Annotated in this window: 14 protein-coding genes; 13 read left to right on the top strand and 1 reads right to left on the bottom strand. The window is 43.8% G+C overall.

What is annotated here, in order from left to right; genetic code table 11:
- Window position 1 precedes the first annotated feature (1 nt).
- From FY206_RS16190 to ugd, 12 genes are all read left to right on the top strand, one after another.
- The gene (locus FY206_RS16190) at window positions 2-550 is read left to right on the top strand and encodes a PglD-related sugar-binding protein (protein WP_235007397.1); all 549 of its coding nucleotides are present in this window, start codon (window positions 2-4) and stop codon (window positions 548-550) included.
- A gap of 155 nt (window positions 551-705) precedes the next feature.
- Window positions 706-2,475 carry a polysaccharide biosynthesis protein gene (locus FY206_RS16185; RefSeq protein ID WP_423751873.1) on the top strand — a complete coding sequence of 590 codons (1,770 nt, stop codon included), beginning with the start codon at window positions 706-708 and terminating at the stop codon, window positions 2,473-2,475.
- A gap of 102 nt (window positions 2,476-2,577) precedes the next feature.
- Window positions 2,578-3,663, top strand: a complete 1,086-nt coding sequence (gene rfbB / locus FY206_RS16180; RefSeq protein WP_032642665.1) for a dTDP-glucose 4,6-dehydratase — start codon at window positions 2,578-2,580, stop codon at window positions 3,661-3,663.
- Window positions 3,663-4,562 (top strand): dTDP-4-dehydrorhamnose reductase, encoded by a 900-nt coding sequence (rfbD, locus tag FY206_RS16175; protein WP_032641606.1) that lies wholly within the window; start codon window positions 3,663-3,665, stop codon window positions 4,560-4,562. The genes rfbB and rfbD overlap by 1 nt, the downstream gene beginning before the upstream one ends.
- Window positions 4,563-4,614: 52 nt before the next feature.
- On the top strand, window positions 4,615-5,493 hold the full coding sequence (gene rfbA / locus FY206_RS16170; RefSeq protein WP_032641604.1) for a glucose-1-phosphate thymidylyltransferase RfbA: 879 nt from the start codon (window positions 4,615-4,617) through the stop codon (window positions 5,491-5,493).
- A 3-nt stretch (window positions 5,494-5,496) separates the two neighbouring features.
- Window positions 5,497-6,051 carry a dTDP-4-dehydrorhamnose 3,5-epimerase gene (gene rfbC, locus FY206_RS16165; protein WP_032641602.1) on the top strand — a complete coding sequence of 185 codons (555 nt, stop codon included), beginning with the start codon at window positions 5,497-5,499 and terminating at the stop codon, window positions 6,049-6,051.
- Window positions 6,048-7,304 (top strand): flippase, encoded by a 1,257-nt coding sequence (locus tag FY206_RS16160; protein ID WP_032641600.1) that lies wholly within the window; start codon window positions 6,048-6,050, stop codon window positions 7,302-7,304. The genes rfbC and FY206_RS16160 overlap by 4 nt, the downstream gene beginning before the upstream one ends.
- Before the next feature lies 1 nt (window position 7,305).
- Window positions 7,306-8,454: an O-antigen polymerase gene (locus FY206_RS16155; RefSeq protein WP_045890551.1), complete on the top strand. Its 1,149-nt coding sequence runs from the start codon at window positions 7,306-7,308 to the stop codon at window positions 8,452-8,454.
- Window positions 8,420-9,316: a glycosyltransferase family 2 protein gene (locus FY206_RS16150; RefSeq protein WP_072001214.1), complete on the top strand. Its 897-nt coding sequence runs from the start codon at window positions 8,420-8,422 to the stop codon at window positions 9,314-9,316. The genes FY206_RS16155 and FY206_RS16150 overlap by 35 nt, the downstream gene beginning before the upstream one ends.
- Before the next feature lie 40 nt (window positions 9,317-9,356).
- Entirely contained in the window at window positions 9,357-10,226 is an 870-nt protein-coding gene (locus FY206_RS16145) for a rhamnosyltransferase (protein WP_032641598.1), read from the top strand.
- A 667-nt stretch (window positions 10,227-10,893) separates the two neighbouring features.
- Complete coding sequence (gndA, locus tag FY206_RS16140) at window positions 10,894-12,300, top strand: NADP-dependent phosphogluconate dehydrogenase (RefSeq protein WP_077064122.1); 1,407 nt, start codon at window positions 10,894-10,896, stop codon at window positions 12,298-12,300.
- Between the two features lie 222 nt (window positions 12,301-12,522).
- A complete protein-coding gene (ugd, locus tag FY206_RS16135; protein WP_032641594.1) occupies window positions 12,523-13,689 on the top strand; it encodes a UDP-glucose 6-dehydrogenase in 1,167 nt (388 codons plus the stop codon).
- A 53-nt stretch (window positions 13,690-13,742) separates the two neighbouring features.
- Here ugd and FY206_RS16130 read toward each other — a convergent pair whose 3' ends face one another.
- On the bottom strand, window positions 13,743-14,747 hold the full coding sequence (locus FY206_RS16130) for an NAD-dependent epimerase (protein ID WP_032641592.1): 1,005 nt from the start codon (window positions 14,745-14,747) through the stop codon (window positions 13,743-13,745).
- Between the two features lie 193 nt (window positions 14,748-14,940).
- On the opposite strand from FY206_RS16130, the gene wzzB reads away from it, so the two are divergent.
- Window positions 14,941-15,921: an LPS O-antigen chain length determinant protein WzzB gene (gene wzzB / locus FY206_RS16125; RefSeq protein ID WP_032641590.1), complete on the top strand. Its 981-nt coding sequence runs from the start codon at window positions 14,941-14,943 to the stop codon at window positions 15,919-15,921.
- The last annotated feature ends 22 nt before the right edge of the window (window positions 15,922-15,943 follow it).

The following is a 15,943-nucleotide window of genomic DNA, read 5'->3' as shown; positions in this document are numbered from 1 at the left end:
AATGATTTTAGGTGCAGGTGGGCATGGAAGAACCCTGTACGAGATGGCGGGACTTCTGGGGTATGAGGATATCGTTTTCCTTGACGATAATAGATCACCAATCGTTGATACTAACAAACTTATCATCGGGAAAATTTCCGAACTAAAATTACACATCAAAAATGCCAATCACATAGCTATCGGAATTGGGAATAATACAATCAGAGAACAACTCTTTCGGCAGCTTATTAGCTTAGGTATTTCCCCCGTAACGCTTATACACCCCTTTGCATTTGTCAGTCCATCGGCAACGATTTCAGATGGCGCGGTTGTATTAGCAGGCGCAGTGGTTGGTGCCAATTCGAAATTAGGGGCGGGTACGATTGTAAATAGTCATTCGACAGTAGATCATGATTCTATTCTGGATGATTTTTCCCACTTAGGGGTAGGTGTCCATCTTGCTGGAGGTGCTGTCATTGGTAAGTCAGCGTTTCTACAGGCGGGTACTGTCGGTGGGTATAATACAAAAGTAGACGATTACTCAGTGTGTCCTGCTGGTACTATTTTATAAACTGAATGCAAGCTTTAACGAGGCGACCAGTTTTAAGTATGCTAAATTATTTAATATCTTTGCCCAGACCAATAAAACGGATTATTACACTTTCGATAGATGTTGTACTTCTTTTATGCGCATTTTGGTTTGCATTTTGGGTACGCATTGATTCAATGACGCCGATATATAGTGCGAAATATTGGTTATTTATATTTTCGATAATCATCGTAACTTTGGCGATATTTGTAAAGTTAGGACTTTATCGAGCCGTTATTCGCTATATAACTGCAAAAATATTATTGGTTGTTACAGTAGGGATGGTTATATCATCCATTTTGCTTATTGTTGCAGCATTTTATACCAATCTCTTTCTGCCAAGAACGATTCCATTTATTTATTTCTCCTTCGGATTACTGCTCATTGCCGGATCACGACTTGGGATGAGAATGCTGGTAAATCGTGGGTTAAACCTGGGCACTCGGGTGGTAATTTATGGTGCTGGGGCATCGGGCCGTCAATTACTACCTGCGCTGAGCCAGATGGATGAATACTATCCAGTAGCTTTCGTCGATGACAACCGTGCTCTGCAAGGTCAGGTCATTCATGGTGTCAGCGTTTTCGCCCCGGAAAAACTGCCATGGTTAGTTGAGAAATACGAAGCGAAAAAGATTCTGCTTGCCATGCCAAGCGCCAGTCGAGCCAGGAAGAACGAAGTCATTAAAACACTGGAAGGTTTGCCGTGCGAGGTACTCTCCATTCCCGGCATGGTCGATCTGGTGGAGGGGAAAGCGCGTATTGATGCATTGCGCAAAGTGGTTATTACCGATCTGCTGGGCCGCGATCCCGTTTCACCAATTCCGGAATTGGTGTCTCGTAATATTAACGGGAAAACGGTCATGGTTACCGGGGCAGGGGGATCGATTGGTTCGGAGCTTTGTCGACAGATAATTAAAAATAAACCGAACCAGCTTATTCTTTTCGAATTGTCCGAGTTCTCACTTTATTCCATCGACTCGGAGCTGCGTAATCTGAATCTGAGCCAGAATCTTCAGGTTAAAATTTATCCTATTCTCGGTAATGTTCAGGATAAAGAGCATCTCGAAAGATTAATCGACGCATTTAACGTTAATACGATTTATCACGCTGCGGCCTACAAGCATGTACCGCTTGTCGAATTCAACGTTCTTGACGGAGTTCGCAATAATATCTTTGGTACGCTGAGCTGTGCACAGGCTGCAGCGCGCTGCGGTGTAGAAAACTTTGTCTTAATTTCGACTGATAAAGCCGTGCGGCCGACCAATACAATGGGGGCGACCAAACGAATGGCTGAGTTAGTGCTTCAGGCGCTAGCGAAAGAATCCAGTAAAACTTGCTTTAGCATGGTTCGCTTCGGCAATGTACTAGGCTCGTCGGGTTCTGTCGTGCCACTGTTTGAAAAACAAATAGCTGCGGGTGGTCCCGTGACGCTGACCCATGAGAATATTACGCGCTACTTTATGACGATTCCTGAAGCGGCGCAGTTGGTAATCCAGGCGGGAGCTATGGGGACGGGCGGCGATGTCTTTGTTCTGGATATGGGTGAACCCGTCAAGATTATAGAGCTTGCGCATCGCATGATTACCCTTCAAGGGCTCACCGTTCGTGATGATAAAAATCCGTACGGTGATATTGAGATAAAAACGACGGGCCTACGTCCAGGTGAGAAACTTTATGAAGAGTTACTTATCGGCGACAATGTGTCTGTCACGCAGCACCCGCGAATAAAGACTGCTAACGAAGTGATGTTGCCGTGGAATGAGATGAGCATTATTCTCCACGACCTCGACAAGGCCTGCCGCGATTTCGACTACGAACGCGTACGTGAGATCCTGTTGCAAGCACCTGCAGCGTTCAATCCAACCGATGTTATCTGCGATTTACTTTGGAATGAAAAGATAAGTTAAGATAGCAGATTGTGCTTTCCTCCGCCCTGAATGCTTGCCGATAGCTACCGGGGCGATGGAATGTAATTGATTGTTTCTGAAAACATTAAGAGCGAAATAAACGTGAAAATTCTGGTCACTGGTGGAGCAGGCTTTATTGGGTCTGCAGTGGTACGACACATTATTAATGATACACAAGATTCTGTTATCAACGTCGATAAGCTGACTTATGCAGGTAATCTTGAATCGCTGGCTGATGTCTCACACAGCGATCGCTATCGTTTTGAACATGCCGATATCTGCGACAGCGACGCCATGGCGCGTATTTTTGCAGAGCACCAGCCGGATGCTGTGATGCATCTGGCCGCTGAGAGCCACGTTGATCGCTCGATTACCGGCCCGGCAGCTTTTATAGAGACTAACATTCTTGGCACCTATGTGCTGTTGGAAGCGAGCCGCAAGTACTGGTCTGAGTTAAGTGCTGATAAAAAAGCGTCATTCCGTTTCCACCATATCTCCACAGATGAAGTGTATGGCGATCTTCCGCACCCGGATGAGATTGAAGAGGGCTCTAAACTGCCTCTCTTTACTGAAACTACCGCTTATGCCCCAAGCAGCCCATATTCTGCGTCTAAAGCGTCAAGCGACCATTTGGTCCGTGCCTGGCTTCGCACTTACGGCTTCCCGACCATAGTGACTAACTGTTCAAACAACTACGGTCCTTACCACTTCCCTGAAAAACTTATCCCACTGGTCATTCTCAATGCGTTGGATGGTAAAGCCTTGCCGGTTTACGGTAAAGGAGACCAGATTCGCGACTGGCTATATGTTGAAGATCACGCCCGTGCATTATATACCGTGGTGACGAAGGGTAAGATTGGGGAAACCTATAACATCGGCGGCCACAATGAAAAACAAAATCTTGATGTAGTAAACACCATCTGCTTCCTGCTGGATGAGATTGTGCCGAAAGAAGGCTCCTATCGTGACCAGATAACGTATGTTGCCGACCGTCCGGGCCACGATCGCCGCTACGCGATTGATGCAGAGAAAATTGGTAGGGAACTTGGCTGGAAGCCCCAGGAAACCTTCGAAAGCGGCATTCGCAAAACCGTAGAATGGTACCTGGCGAACACACAATGGGTAGAGAACGTAAAAAGCGGTAGCTACAAGTCCTGGATTGAAGAAAATTATGGAGATCGTACCTGATGAATATTCTTCTGTTCGGTAAAACCGGTCAGGTGGGTTGGGAACTTCAACGTGCTCTTGCACCTCTGGGTAATTTGATTGCTGTTGACGTCAATTCTCAAGAGTATTGCGGCGATTTCAGTAATCCTGAGGGTGTTGCAGAAACTGTGCGTCGTATTAAGCCAGATGTGATCGTTAACGCAGCTGCGCACACCGCCGTTGATAAGGCTGAGTCAGAACCTGAATTCGCTCAGCTTCTGAATGCCACAAGTGTCGAGGGGATTGCCAAAGAGGCACAGAAATTAGGTGCTTGGGTTATTCATTACTCTACTGATTACGTATTTCCGGGTAATGGAACTACACCTTGGCTGGAAACTGACGCTACTGCGCCGCTCAATGTTTATGGTGAGACCAAACTAGCGGGTGAAAAAGCATTAAGCGAAAATTGCTCACGCCATTTGATCTTCCGTACTAGCTGGGTTTATGCCGGCAAAGGGAATAACTTTGCGCGTACTATGTTACGACTGGCAAAAGAGCGTTCTGAGTTGTCTGTGATTAACGACCAATTTGGTGCACCCACAGGAGCCGAATTATTAGCGGACTGCACGGCTCATGCAATTCGGGTTGCTATGAATAAACCTGAGGTAGCAGGAACTTATCATCTGGTTGCCAGTGGTACGACAACCTGGTTCGACTATGCCTCTCTGGTATTCGAAGAGGCGCGTGCAGCAGGGATTGAATTGGCATTAAACCAGCTTCATGGGGTTGCGACCAGCGCGTACCCTACGCCTGCTAAACGCCCGGCAAACTCCCGTCTGAATACTTCAAAGTTTCAGGAGAATTTCGACCTTGTACTGCCACAGTGGGAGACTGGGGTTAAGCGTATGCTGACTGAGTGGTTCACAGCGACTGCGATTTAATGATGATCAAGATGCCTGGGTATGGGCATCTCATGAATATAGAGATGATGAAATGAAAACGCGTAAAGGTATTATTCTGGCGGGTGGCTCTGGTACTCGTCTGTATCCAGTGACCATGGCTGTTAGTAAACAGTTATTGCCTATTTATGATAAGCCGATGATTTACTATCCGCTTTCAACGCTGATGCTGGCTGGTATTCGAGATATTTTAATTATTAGTACTCCGCAGGATACACCGCGTTTTGAACAACTTCTGGGTGATGGAAGCCAGTGGGGGCTAAATCTGCAATACAAAGTCCAGCCAAGCCCGGATGGCCTGGCGCAGGCTTTCGTTATTGGCAAAGAATTCATTGGTAACGATGATTGTGCCCTGGTGTTGGGCGATAACATTTTCTATGGTCACGACCTTCCTAAATTAATGGATGCCGCGGTTAATAAAGAAAATGGTGCAACGGTCTTTGCCTATCACGTGAACGATCCTGAGCGTTACGGTGTTGTCGAGTTTGATAAAAATGGAACAGCCATCAGCCTCGAAGAAAAACCGCTGGAGCCGAAGAGTAATTATGCGGTGACAGGGCTGTATTTCTATGACAACAGTGTCGTTGAAATGGCAAAAAATTTGAAACCTTCAGCACGTGGTGAGCTAGAAATCACGGATATCAACCGCATTTACATGGAGCAGGGACAACTTTCCGTAGCTATGATGGGGCGTGGTTTTGCCTGGCTTGATACAGGGACTCACCAGAGTCTAATTGAAGCGAGTAATTTCATTGCAACCATTGAAGAGCGTCAGGGACTTAAAGTTGCTTGCCCTGAAGAAATTGCCTATCGCAAAGGGTTTATTGATGCTGAGCAGGTTAAAAAACTTGCCGCGCCTTTATCAAAAAACCAATATGGACAATATTTGTTGAAAATGATCAAAGGTTATTAACTGATGAATATTATTAAAACAGAAATCCCAGAAGTATTAATCTTTGAGCCAAAAGTATTTGGGGATGAACGTGGTTTTTTCATGGAAAGTTTCAATCAAAAAACATTTGAAGATGCTGTTGGCCAACAAATAGATTTTGTTCAAGATAACCATTCAAAATCCGCAAAAGGCGTACTTCGTGGATTGCATTATCAGAAAGATCCCTATGCTCAGGGGAAGTTGGTCCGCTGTGTCGCTGGTGCAGTATTTGATGTAGCAGTTGATATCCGCAAGCAATCTTCAACTTTTGGCAAATGGGTTGGTGTTATTCTATCTGCCGAAAATAAACGTCAATTGTGGATTCCTGAGGGATTCGCCCATGGTTTTCTTACATTAGAAGATAATACTGAATTCTTATACAAAACAACAGATTACTATCATCCAGAAGCTGAAGGTTCGATTCTCTGGAATGATGAAGACATTGGTATAGATTGGCCTAAAGAAGACAATATTATTTTATCTAGTAAGGATAAAAATGCTCCAATGATGAGTTTTTTGATTAAAAGTAAAATTATATGAGTTTAATTAAGAACAGTAGTTGGAATATATTTGGGCTTGCGCTTCCATTACTAATGGCTATCCCCGTAATGGGGATTTTAGCAAGATCACTTGGAGTGGAACGCTTTGGTCTTTTTACAATCGCATATGCCCTAATGGGCTATGCGAGTGTTTTCGATGGTGGACTGTCGAGGGCTGTTATACGATTTGTTTCTACACATCGAAACGATGATAATCGAGTTAATGCTATTCTTGGAACCTCACTTTATGCTGTGACAGGACTTAGCATTATTATCGTTCTGCTTGGATATTTTTTTGCTCCTTTGTTAGCAAGATTTTTGAATGTTTCGCCTGAGCTCCTCAATGAATTGACGCTAGCGCTTCGTTTGTTAGTATTATGCGTGCCAGCTTTGTTGCTTACACAAGTCTGGAGAGCCTATCTTGAGGGCGTTGAGAAATTCTCAAGTCTCAATATTCAACAAGTCACAACAAGTCCATTTATCATTTTACTCCCTCTTTTTGCAGTGCTATATTCTCCGACCTTGACCTCTGCTGTATGTGGGTTAGTTGCTGGAAGATGGATAGTTGCACTTATAAGTTGGAAAATTTGTGAAAGCCACCTTATAGAATTTCGACGAATTTTTCGGAAGGATGTTTTTTCAGAACTAATGAGCTTCGGTGGATGGGTTACCCTAAGTAATATAATCGGGCCACTCATGGGGTTTGTCGATCGATTTGCAGTTTCTCATTTTTCTGGTGCAAGCGTTGTGGCTCACTATTCTGGGCCCTCAGATATGGTCTCAAGATTATCTTTATTCCCAGGTGCTGTTGCCAGAGCGTTATTTCCAAAATTAAGCTATTCGCAATCGAACGATTCTCATACAGTCTATCATCGCACTTTGTGGTCGGTATTTTTGTTTTCCATACTACTTGCAACTCCTTTTTTTATGTTTTCAAGCGAGATTTTAGGCTTGTGGTTAGGTAAAGAATATATGGGGGATGCGGCACAAATATTTAAGATTTTATTGTTAGGCTTTGTCTTTAATTCAGTCGCACAGATCTGCTTTGCAAAAATACAGTCCGCAGGACATGCAAAATGGACGGGAGTTGTGCATATTATCGAATTTTTCCCTTACCTCGCGATTCTATATTATCTGACTACAACCTATTCCATCTTTGGTGCCGCAGTTGCATTTTTGATAAGATCATTTGCCGATTTTTTAATTTTATTTTATGTTGAAAAATTTGGAATTCGTATGAAAACAGGTGGCTAAAATGGATGTTATAATCGCGTTGATAATAGTTTATACATGCGGTTTATTGCTTTGTTTTTATCTCAAACTCGAGTGGATTCATCCAGCTGTAGTACATGCTCTATTGTGGTTATTTTCTTCATCTTTAGCTTTGTTTTTTTCGGAAGAAGAGTATTTACCTAAAACGTACTTCATTCTCTATGCAAATTTAGCATTTTTCTTGGCTGCAATTATTGGTGGGGAAACAACTTTACCAAAAGTAATGGGTAAGATGGTGGCAAAACGAAATGAACACTGGCCCAATGTAATACCTTTTGCGTTCATGTTATTGTTTTATCTTGTTTTTTTTCTGAAGTTTCCTATTAGCACTTTGTGGAATATTTCAGCTTTCCGCGAATATCTCGTTGCTGATGACGGTGCAAATTTCGGCCTTTTGGGACGATTAGCATTAATATCACTTTTCTCTTCATGTTTTTTACTGATTAGTTCTCGTAAGCTTTTTATACTAAGTTTTGTTCTTGCTCTACCTATGCTACTGTTACTTGGTGCTAAAGTACTTGTTTTACTATATTTGTCGACAATACTTATTTTAACTCCGAAACGATTAAAGTTATCGAAAGTAGTTCTTTTTGGAGGCGGGTTCATATTGTGCTTCTTGGGGGTTATGAGTCTACGATACCCTGATGCCCCCCCTGGTCTAATGTTTTATTATCTCTATAATTATATGTCTGGTGGGATATTGGCATTCTCACAACTCCCTGATAATGCCTCTGAAAATTTCGGTTTCTACTCATTTAGAAATATTTATTTGTGGTTGACTTTTCTTTATCCATTTAAAATTGCGAATATAGTTCAGGAGTGGGTGTTTATACCTTTTCCTACAAATATATATACATATTTACGTCCCTATTTCATGGATTTTGGATATTTTTCAATTGTTTTTCCAGCATTTTTTGGTTTCTTTTCAGGTCGCATTTATACATGGAAATACAAGAACGTTCGGGCTTATTATATCGTATATCCCTTAGCACTTTATGCAATACTGATGCAATTGATAGATGATCAATATTTTACATGGCTATCAAATTGGATTTTGCTGATTATTATTGGGTGTTTAATGACGTATGGAAGAAAAAATGTTAAAGATAGCGGCTTTAATAGTCACCTATAACCCAGATACCGAAGTGCTAGCTAAGCTTATTGAACTTTTAAAAACATCTCGATTAGATTTAAAAATATATCTGGCTGACAACGCCAGCAATAATGCACAACATCTGAAAGATGAGTATTTATCTGACCATGATTATACTTTTCTGTCAGAGAATCTAGGATTGGCTGGTGCACAAAATATTCTACTTAAAAAAATTATGGATTCTGATTCAGATGCAGTACTTTTCTTTGATCAGGATTCAGAGCCAACTGATGAATTTATTAGTTCTCTATCACAAGGTTTGATGGAACTTAATGCCAAAGGACATAAGGTTGGTGCTGTTGGACCTGTATTTTATGATCCCAGAACAGGAACAAATACTCCCTTTTCATTAATTGATGGATGTCGTATTAGAAGCATTTATCCAAAATCCTCTGATCCGCTCAAAGTTTCTTTTCTTATAAATTCAGGGATGTTAGTTCCTGTTGAAGTATTAAAGAAAGTGGGTTTGATGCGTGATGAGTTATTTATTGATTATATTGATATCGAATGGTGTTTGAGAACAGCTAGTAATGGATATTCTTTATATGCGATACCCGATGCCAAAATGAGTCATACAATTGGAGATGAGCGAAAGCTTTTTCTGGGAAGAGAAGTAAGTATACATAGCCCATTAAGACGCTACTATCTTGCAAGAAACTCAATTTATATGATGCGATTATCATATGTTCCTATTGGATATAAATTTAGAGAGGCCATTTTTTCAACGATTCGCACGATAATGTTTGTTGCCTGTGTGGATAAAAAAAGACTGTATATTAAATATATCCTACGTGGATGGAAGGATGGGATTCTGGGGATATATGGAAAGTCTGCGGGTTAAATTCTTGCGAATGTAATAGATTTGTTTTAAGGAGTTTTAATTGATTAGTTCGGTCACTGTAACTTATAATCCAGACATTGATTGTTTTAAGGCACAGTTACAATCTCTTCATCATCAACTGGATAATTGTGTAATCGTAGACAATGGTTCAAAAAATGTAGTGGAGATTGAAAGTTTGTGCCAACAGTTCCAATACGATTTAATTAAATTGAATACAAATCGTGGACTTTCCTATGCACAAAATATTGGTATCGAAAACGCAATATCACGCGGTGCTGATTATTTATTACTGCTTGATCAAGACAGTGTGCTAGGAGCTAATTTTATTAGCGCCATGAGCCAGATATATACCCAGTATAATGTTGGTATTCTGGGGCCCTCGTTTTATGATCCACACACGAACGAACTCTATTGGGGCACTAATTATATTGGCCCTTTCATTAAACGAACGGCGATACAAGAGATAACCGATGTAACTTATGTTATTGCTTCTGGCTCCTTCTTTTCTACCGAAGTTTTCAAAAGAGTTGGCAAGATGGAAGAAGCACTTTTTGTGGATTATATTGATGTTGAGTGGGCTCTGCGTGCCAAAAAATTAGGGTATCGTGTGGCAATGACTAATAAAGCATCAATGGCTCACACGATCGGTGATTCAAGGCTGAATTTGTTAGGGCGCAAAATATCTGTTCATAGTCCCATGCGACGTTACTTCCTGGTAAGGAATAGTTTCTTTATGATTAGGAAACCATATATTCCTGTGGGATATAAAATTCGCGAGATTTTCTTGAATTTTGTTCGCGCAGGAATATCTTTAATTCTTAACAAAGAAAAAAAGAAAACGTTGATGATGATATTTTACGGTGTCTATGATGGTCTTTCAGGTAGATTCGGTCCATTTAATAGAAATTAATATTAGTTCTATGTCTCGTTGCGAGTTGGTGGGAGTGAGTAAGAATATACTCATTGAACTGATTCTAAAAACATGAGAACTCTTTATTTGATTGCATGCGCGAATGAAATCGGTGGTGTTCATACTCGTTTGCGTAATATGACATCCACTTAGTAAATGATGGTCAATAAGTTAATCATTGAAGACAGAGTACTCTGGTTGATGAATTTAGCGCCTTTGAAGTGAAGGTTTATATTATAGCAGAGTTTTCAAGCAAAATGTTGCCTTGTTAAGGAAATCATAAGCGTTATAATTACACGCAAAATTATAAAATAATCTCCTCAGCATGTGATTGCTCTTCATTCTTCTAGCGCAGGAATCGTAATGAGTTCTTCTCTGAAAACTTCTCATTCAACGCAATGTATAATAAAACTTTGGAGCATTATCAAAAAGCAATAAATAATAAACATAATAAGTGATTCGATTTGTTATTTGTCATGTTTAAGTTTAAATATAAATAAATCATACCTGTACTTTTCCTAAGGTTTAAAATATATCCAGTTTTGTGTCGTCTTGGGTGATCAAGGCCACAAATGCCTATCTCTGACCCCGATTTATGAGTTAAGATTCTTGCAAATTATATCTGTCGGGGTTACCCGACAGTGACCACACCTGACAGGAGTATGTAATGTCCAAGCAACAGATCGGCGTTGTCGGTATGGCAGTGATGGGGCGCAACCTGGCGCTCAACATCGAAAGCCGTGGTTATACCGTCTCCGTTTTCAATCGCTCCCGTGATAAGACCGAAGAAGTGATTGCCGAAAATCCAGGCAAGAAACTGGTTCCTTTCTATACGGTTAAAGAGTTCGTTGAGTCTCTGGAAACACCTCGTCGTATCCTGTTAATGGTGAAAGCGGGCGCAGGTACCGATGCAGCCATCGACTCCCTGAAGCCATACCTCGAAAAAGGTGACATCATCATTGATGGCGGTAATACCTTCTTCCAGGACACCATCCGTCGTAACCGTGAGCTGTCTGCTGAAGGCTTCAACTTCATCGGTACCGGTGTATCCGGTGGTGAAGAGGGCGCGCTGAAAGGCCCGTCTATCATGTCTGGCGGCCAGAAAGATGCATACGAACTGGTTGCGCCTATCCTGACCAAAATCGCAGCCGTCGCTGAAGATGGCGAGCCTTGCGTAACCTATATCGGTGCGGACGGTGCAGGTCACTATGTGAAAATGGTGCACAACGGTATCGAATATGGCGACATGCAGCTGATTGCGGAAGCGTATTCCCTGCTGAAAGGCGGCCTGAACCTCTCTAACGAAGAGCTGGCTGAAACCTTCACCGAGTGGAACAAAGGCGAGCTGAACAGCTACCTGATCGACATCACCAAAGATATCTTCACGAAAAAAGATGAAGAGGGTAAATACCTGGTTGATGTGATTCTGGATGAAGCAGCCAACAAAGGTACCGGTAAATGGACCAGCCAGAGCTCGCTGGATCTGGGCGAGCCGCTGTCTCTGATCACCGAGTCCGTCTTCGCTCGCTACATCTCTTCTCTGAAAGAGCAGCGCGTCGCGGCATCTAAAGTGCTGTCAGGCCCACAGGCCAAACCAGCCGGTGATAAAGCTGAATTCGTTGAGAAAGTGCGTCGTGCCCTGTACCTGGGTAAAATCGTCTCTTACGCGCAGGGCTTCTCTCAACTGCGTGCCGCATCAGACGAGAACAACTGGGATCTGAACTACGGCGAAATCGCCAAGATCTTCCGCGCGGGTTGCATCATTCGTGCGCAGTTCCTGCAGAAAATCACCGATGCCTACGCTGAAAACGCCGGTATTGCTAACCTGCTGCTGGCACCGTACTTCAAGAAAATTGCGGACGAATATCAGCAGGCGCTGCGTGATGTGGTGGCCTATGCAGTTCAGAACGGGATTCCGGTTCCGACCTTCTCTGCTGCAGTAGCCTACTACGACAGCTACCGTTCAGCCGTTCTGCCTGCCAACCTGATTCAGGCACAGCGTGACTACTTCGGCGCGCATACTTACAAACGCACCGATAAAGAAGGCGTGTTCCATACCGAATGGATGGAATAATTTAACTACACGCTATTCGCAACCCGGAGCCTGTCTCCGGGTTTTTTTTGCAAAAAATGTCGCCTGTTATTCGAAGTAGTCCGAATCTCATCCTGCTCGAAGCGATTACTCCTGGTTTGCCTTGACAGTTAACTTTGCCAGGAGGTACAAAGCCCAACAGTTATGTTTATCGCGATGGTCTGGCGACCATCAGTACAGTTAACTCACAGAAGTCATTAGCGAATGAAAATAACAATCTCCGGAACAGGGTATGTCGGTCTTTCTAACGGCATTCTGATTGCTCAAAATCATGAAGTGGTTGCGCTGGATATCGTGCAGGCCAAAGTGGATATGCTCAATCAGAAAAAATCGCCGATTGTGGATAAAGAAATCCAGGACTATCTCAGCAATAAATCGCTGAATTTCCGCGCCACGACAGATAAAGAAGATGCATACCGCAATGCGGATTACGTCATTATTGCAACGCCTACTGACTACGATCCTAAAACCAACTATTTCAATACCTCAACGGTAGAGGCGGTGATCAAGGACGTTATTGCGATCAACCCTAATGCGGTGATGGTCATTAAATCAACCATTCCTGTTGGGTTTACCAAATCTATTAAAGAAAAGTTCGGTATTGATAATATCTTCTTCTCGCCGGAATTCCTGCGTGAGGGGAGAGCCCTTTACGATAACCTGCATCCTTCCCGTATCGTGATTGGCGAACGTTCCGAGCGCGCTGAGCGCTTTGCCGCGCTGCTTCAGGAAGGCGCAGTGAAGAAAGATATTCAGGTGCTGTTCACTGATTCCACCGAGGCGGAGGCGATTAAGCTCTTCGCAAACACATATCTCGCAATGCGGGTAGCTTACTTTAATGAGCTCGACAGCTATGCAGAAAGTCTTGGACTGAACACCCGCCAGATTATCGAAGGTGTCTGTCTCGATCCACGCATTGGCAACCACTACAACAACCCGTCATTTGGCTACGGCGGTTATTGCCTTCCGAAAGACACGAAGCAGCTGCTGGCAAACTATCAGGCGGTGCCGAATAACCTGATTTCGGCGATTGTTGATGCTAACCGTACGCGCAAAGATTTTATCTCCGATTCCATCCTTGCTCGCCAGCCGAAAGTGGTCGGCGTTTATCGTCTGATCATGAAGAGCGGTTCCGATAACTTCCGCGCCTCTTCCATTCAGGGGATCATGAAGCGCATCAAGGCGAAAGGGGTTGAGGTTGTCATCTATGAGCCAGCCATGCCGGACGACCAGTTCTTCAATTCACGGGTGATCCGCGATCTGGATGCCTTCAAGAAAGAAGCCGATGTCATCATCTCAAACCGCATGGCGGAAGAGCTGGCTGACGTTGCGGATAAGGTTTATACCCGCGATCTCTTTGGTAGCGATTGATTCTCTGTTTTATCCTGTAAAAAAACCCGGCTGATACGCCGGGTTTTTTATGTTCAGACCTTATAGTAGTCGCGGTACCAGTCAACGAAGTTTTTCACGCCATCTTTAACCGAGGTCTGCGGCTTAAATCCAATCGCGTCATAAAGTGGCTGGGTGTCGGCGCTGGTTTCCAGAACATCTCCGGGCTGGAGCGGCATCATATTTTTTTCCGCTTTTTTACCCAGAGCGTCTTCGAGGGCGAGAATATAGTCCATGAGTTCTACGGGTGAACTGTTACCGATGTTGTAAACCCGGTAAGGCGCCGAGCTGGTCGCCGGTGAGCCTGTCTCCACCGTCCATTCGCTGTCTGCTTGCGGAATGACATCCTGCAGACGAATAATCGCTTCAGCAATATCATCAATGTAGGTGAAGTCGCGCTTCATCTTACCGTAGTTGTAGACATCAATGCTTTTGCCTTCAATCATCGCTTTCGTAAATTTAAATAGCGCCATGTCCGGGCGTCCCCATGGACCGTACACGGTAAAGAAGCGCAGGCCGGTAGTCGGCAGGTTATAGAGATGCGAATAGGTATGCGACATCAGCTCATTGGCTTTTTTGGTCGCGGCATAAAGAGACACCGGATGGTCAACGGAATCGTCAGTGGAGAAAGGCATCTTGCGGTTGAGACCATAAACGGAGCTGGATGAGGCATAAAGAAGATGCTGAACGTTGTTATGTCGGCAGCCTTCGAGCACGTTGAGGTGGCCAATCAGGTTGGCTTCCGCGTATACGTGAGGGTTTTCCAGGGAGTAGCGTACCCCCGCCTGTGCGGCCAGATGAATAACGCGATCAAACTTCTCGCGCGCAAAAAGCGCTGCCATACCTTCGCGATCGGCTAACTCCAGCTTGTGGAAGGTGAAGCTCTCGGAATTTAGCAGTTCCAGCCGCGCCAGTTTCAGATTGACATCGTAGTAGTCATTCAGATTATCAACACCAACAACCTGATGACCCGCCTCAAGGAGGCGTTTACTGACATTCGCACCAATAAAACCCGCTGCACCCGTGACCAAAAATTTCATAGCTTCCCTCATAAACCTGTCTTCTTACTGACGCCATAGCGCATCATATGGGGGCTATGATAGCGCGAAGGGTGAAAGTTACATAACCCATCTTTCCGATATTACTCATCGGATTCTTATAGAAATATCCACAGCATTGGATAAACTATACAAACAAAATTAAGTTTGCCCTTTTTTATCAGTTAGGGATTGTATGACGCAAAACAACAATAGCCAGGTCAGCCGAAGCAATGAGCCTGAGCAAATTGATTTACTTGATTTAATGCTGCAACTGTGGCGTGGGAAGTGGACGATAGCAATCTTTGTTGTTGTTTTTATTGCCCTGGCTGTAGGATATCTGTCTGTTGCGAAAGAAAAATGGACGTCAAGTGCGATTATCGCGCAACCTGATGCGGCTCAAATTGCAACTTATTCCAATGCATTGAACATCCTGTATGGTAGTGCTGCTCCTTCCATGACGGACATTCAAACGCGCGCGATTGGTCGTTTCAATTCTTCCTTCTCTGCGTTAGCGCAGGCACTTGAAAACCAGGAAGAACCTGAAAAACTGACCATCGAACCTGCTGTTAAGGGAGAAGCGTTACCTTTAAGTGTTTCCTATACCAGCACTTCATCCGAAGCTGCACAAAAACAGCTGGCGCAATACATTCAGCAGGTTGATGAGCAAACGGCGAAAGAACTTGCCGTTGACCTTAAGGACAACATCAAGGAACAGATCAAGACCCTGAACGATTCTCTGCAAAACCAGGAGAAGGTTGCTCAGGAGCAGAAAAATCTGCGTATCAAACAGATTACTGAGGCGCTGAAAAACGCTGAGGCTGCTAAAATCACCTCCCCGCAGATTCAACAAACCCAGGATGTGACGCAGGAGACGATGTTCCTGCTGGGAAGCGAGGGGCTGAAATCAATGATTGAAAACGAAGCCACGCGTCCACTGGTCTTTTCCGCTGCATACTATCAGACCAGGCAAAACTTACTGGATATTCAAAACCTGAACGTCAACCCGGACACAGTCCACGTCTACCGTTACGTGATGAAACCGGATCTGCCAGTTCGTCGTGACAGTCCGAAAAAAGCTGTTATTTTGATCCTCTCCGTTTTGCTTGGTGCTGTGGTCGGTTCTGCTGTTCTACTAGGCCGCAACGCATTGCGCAACTACAAGCCAAAAGCCTGATTCACATCAGATATAAAAAACC

The sequence above is a fragment of the Enterobacter chengduensis genome (genome assembly GCF_001984825.2).
GTDB classification, from domain to species: Bacteria; Pseudomonadota; Gammaproteobacteria; order Enterobacterales; family Enterobacteriaceae; genus Enterobacter; species Enterobacter chengduensis.
Note: the sequence above shows the minus strand (reverse complement) of the source record. Positions and strands in the feature narration are given on the sequence as shown.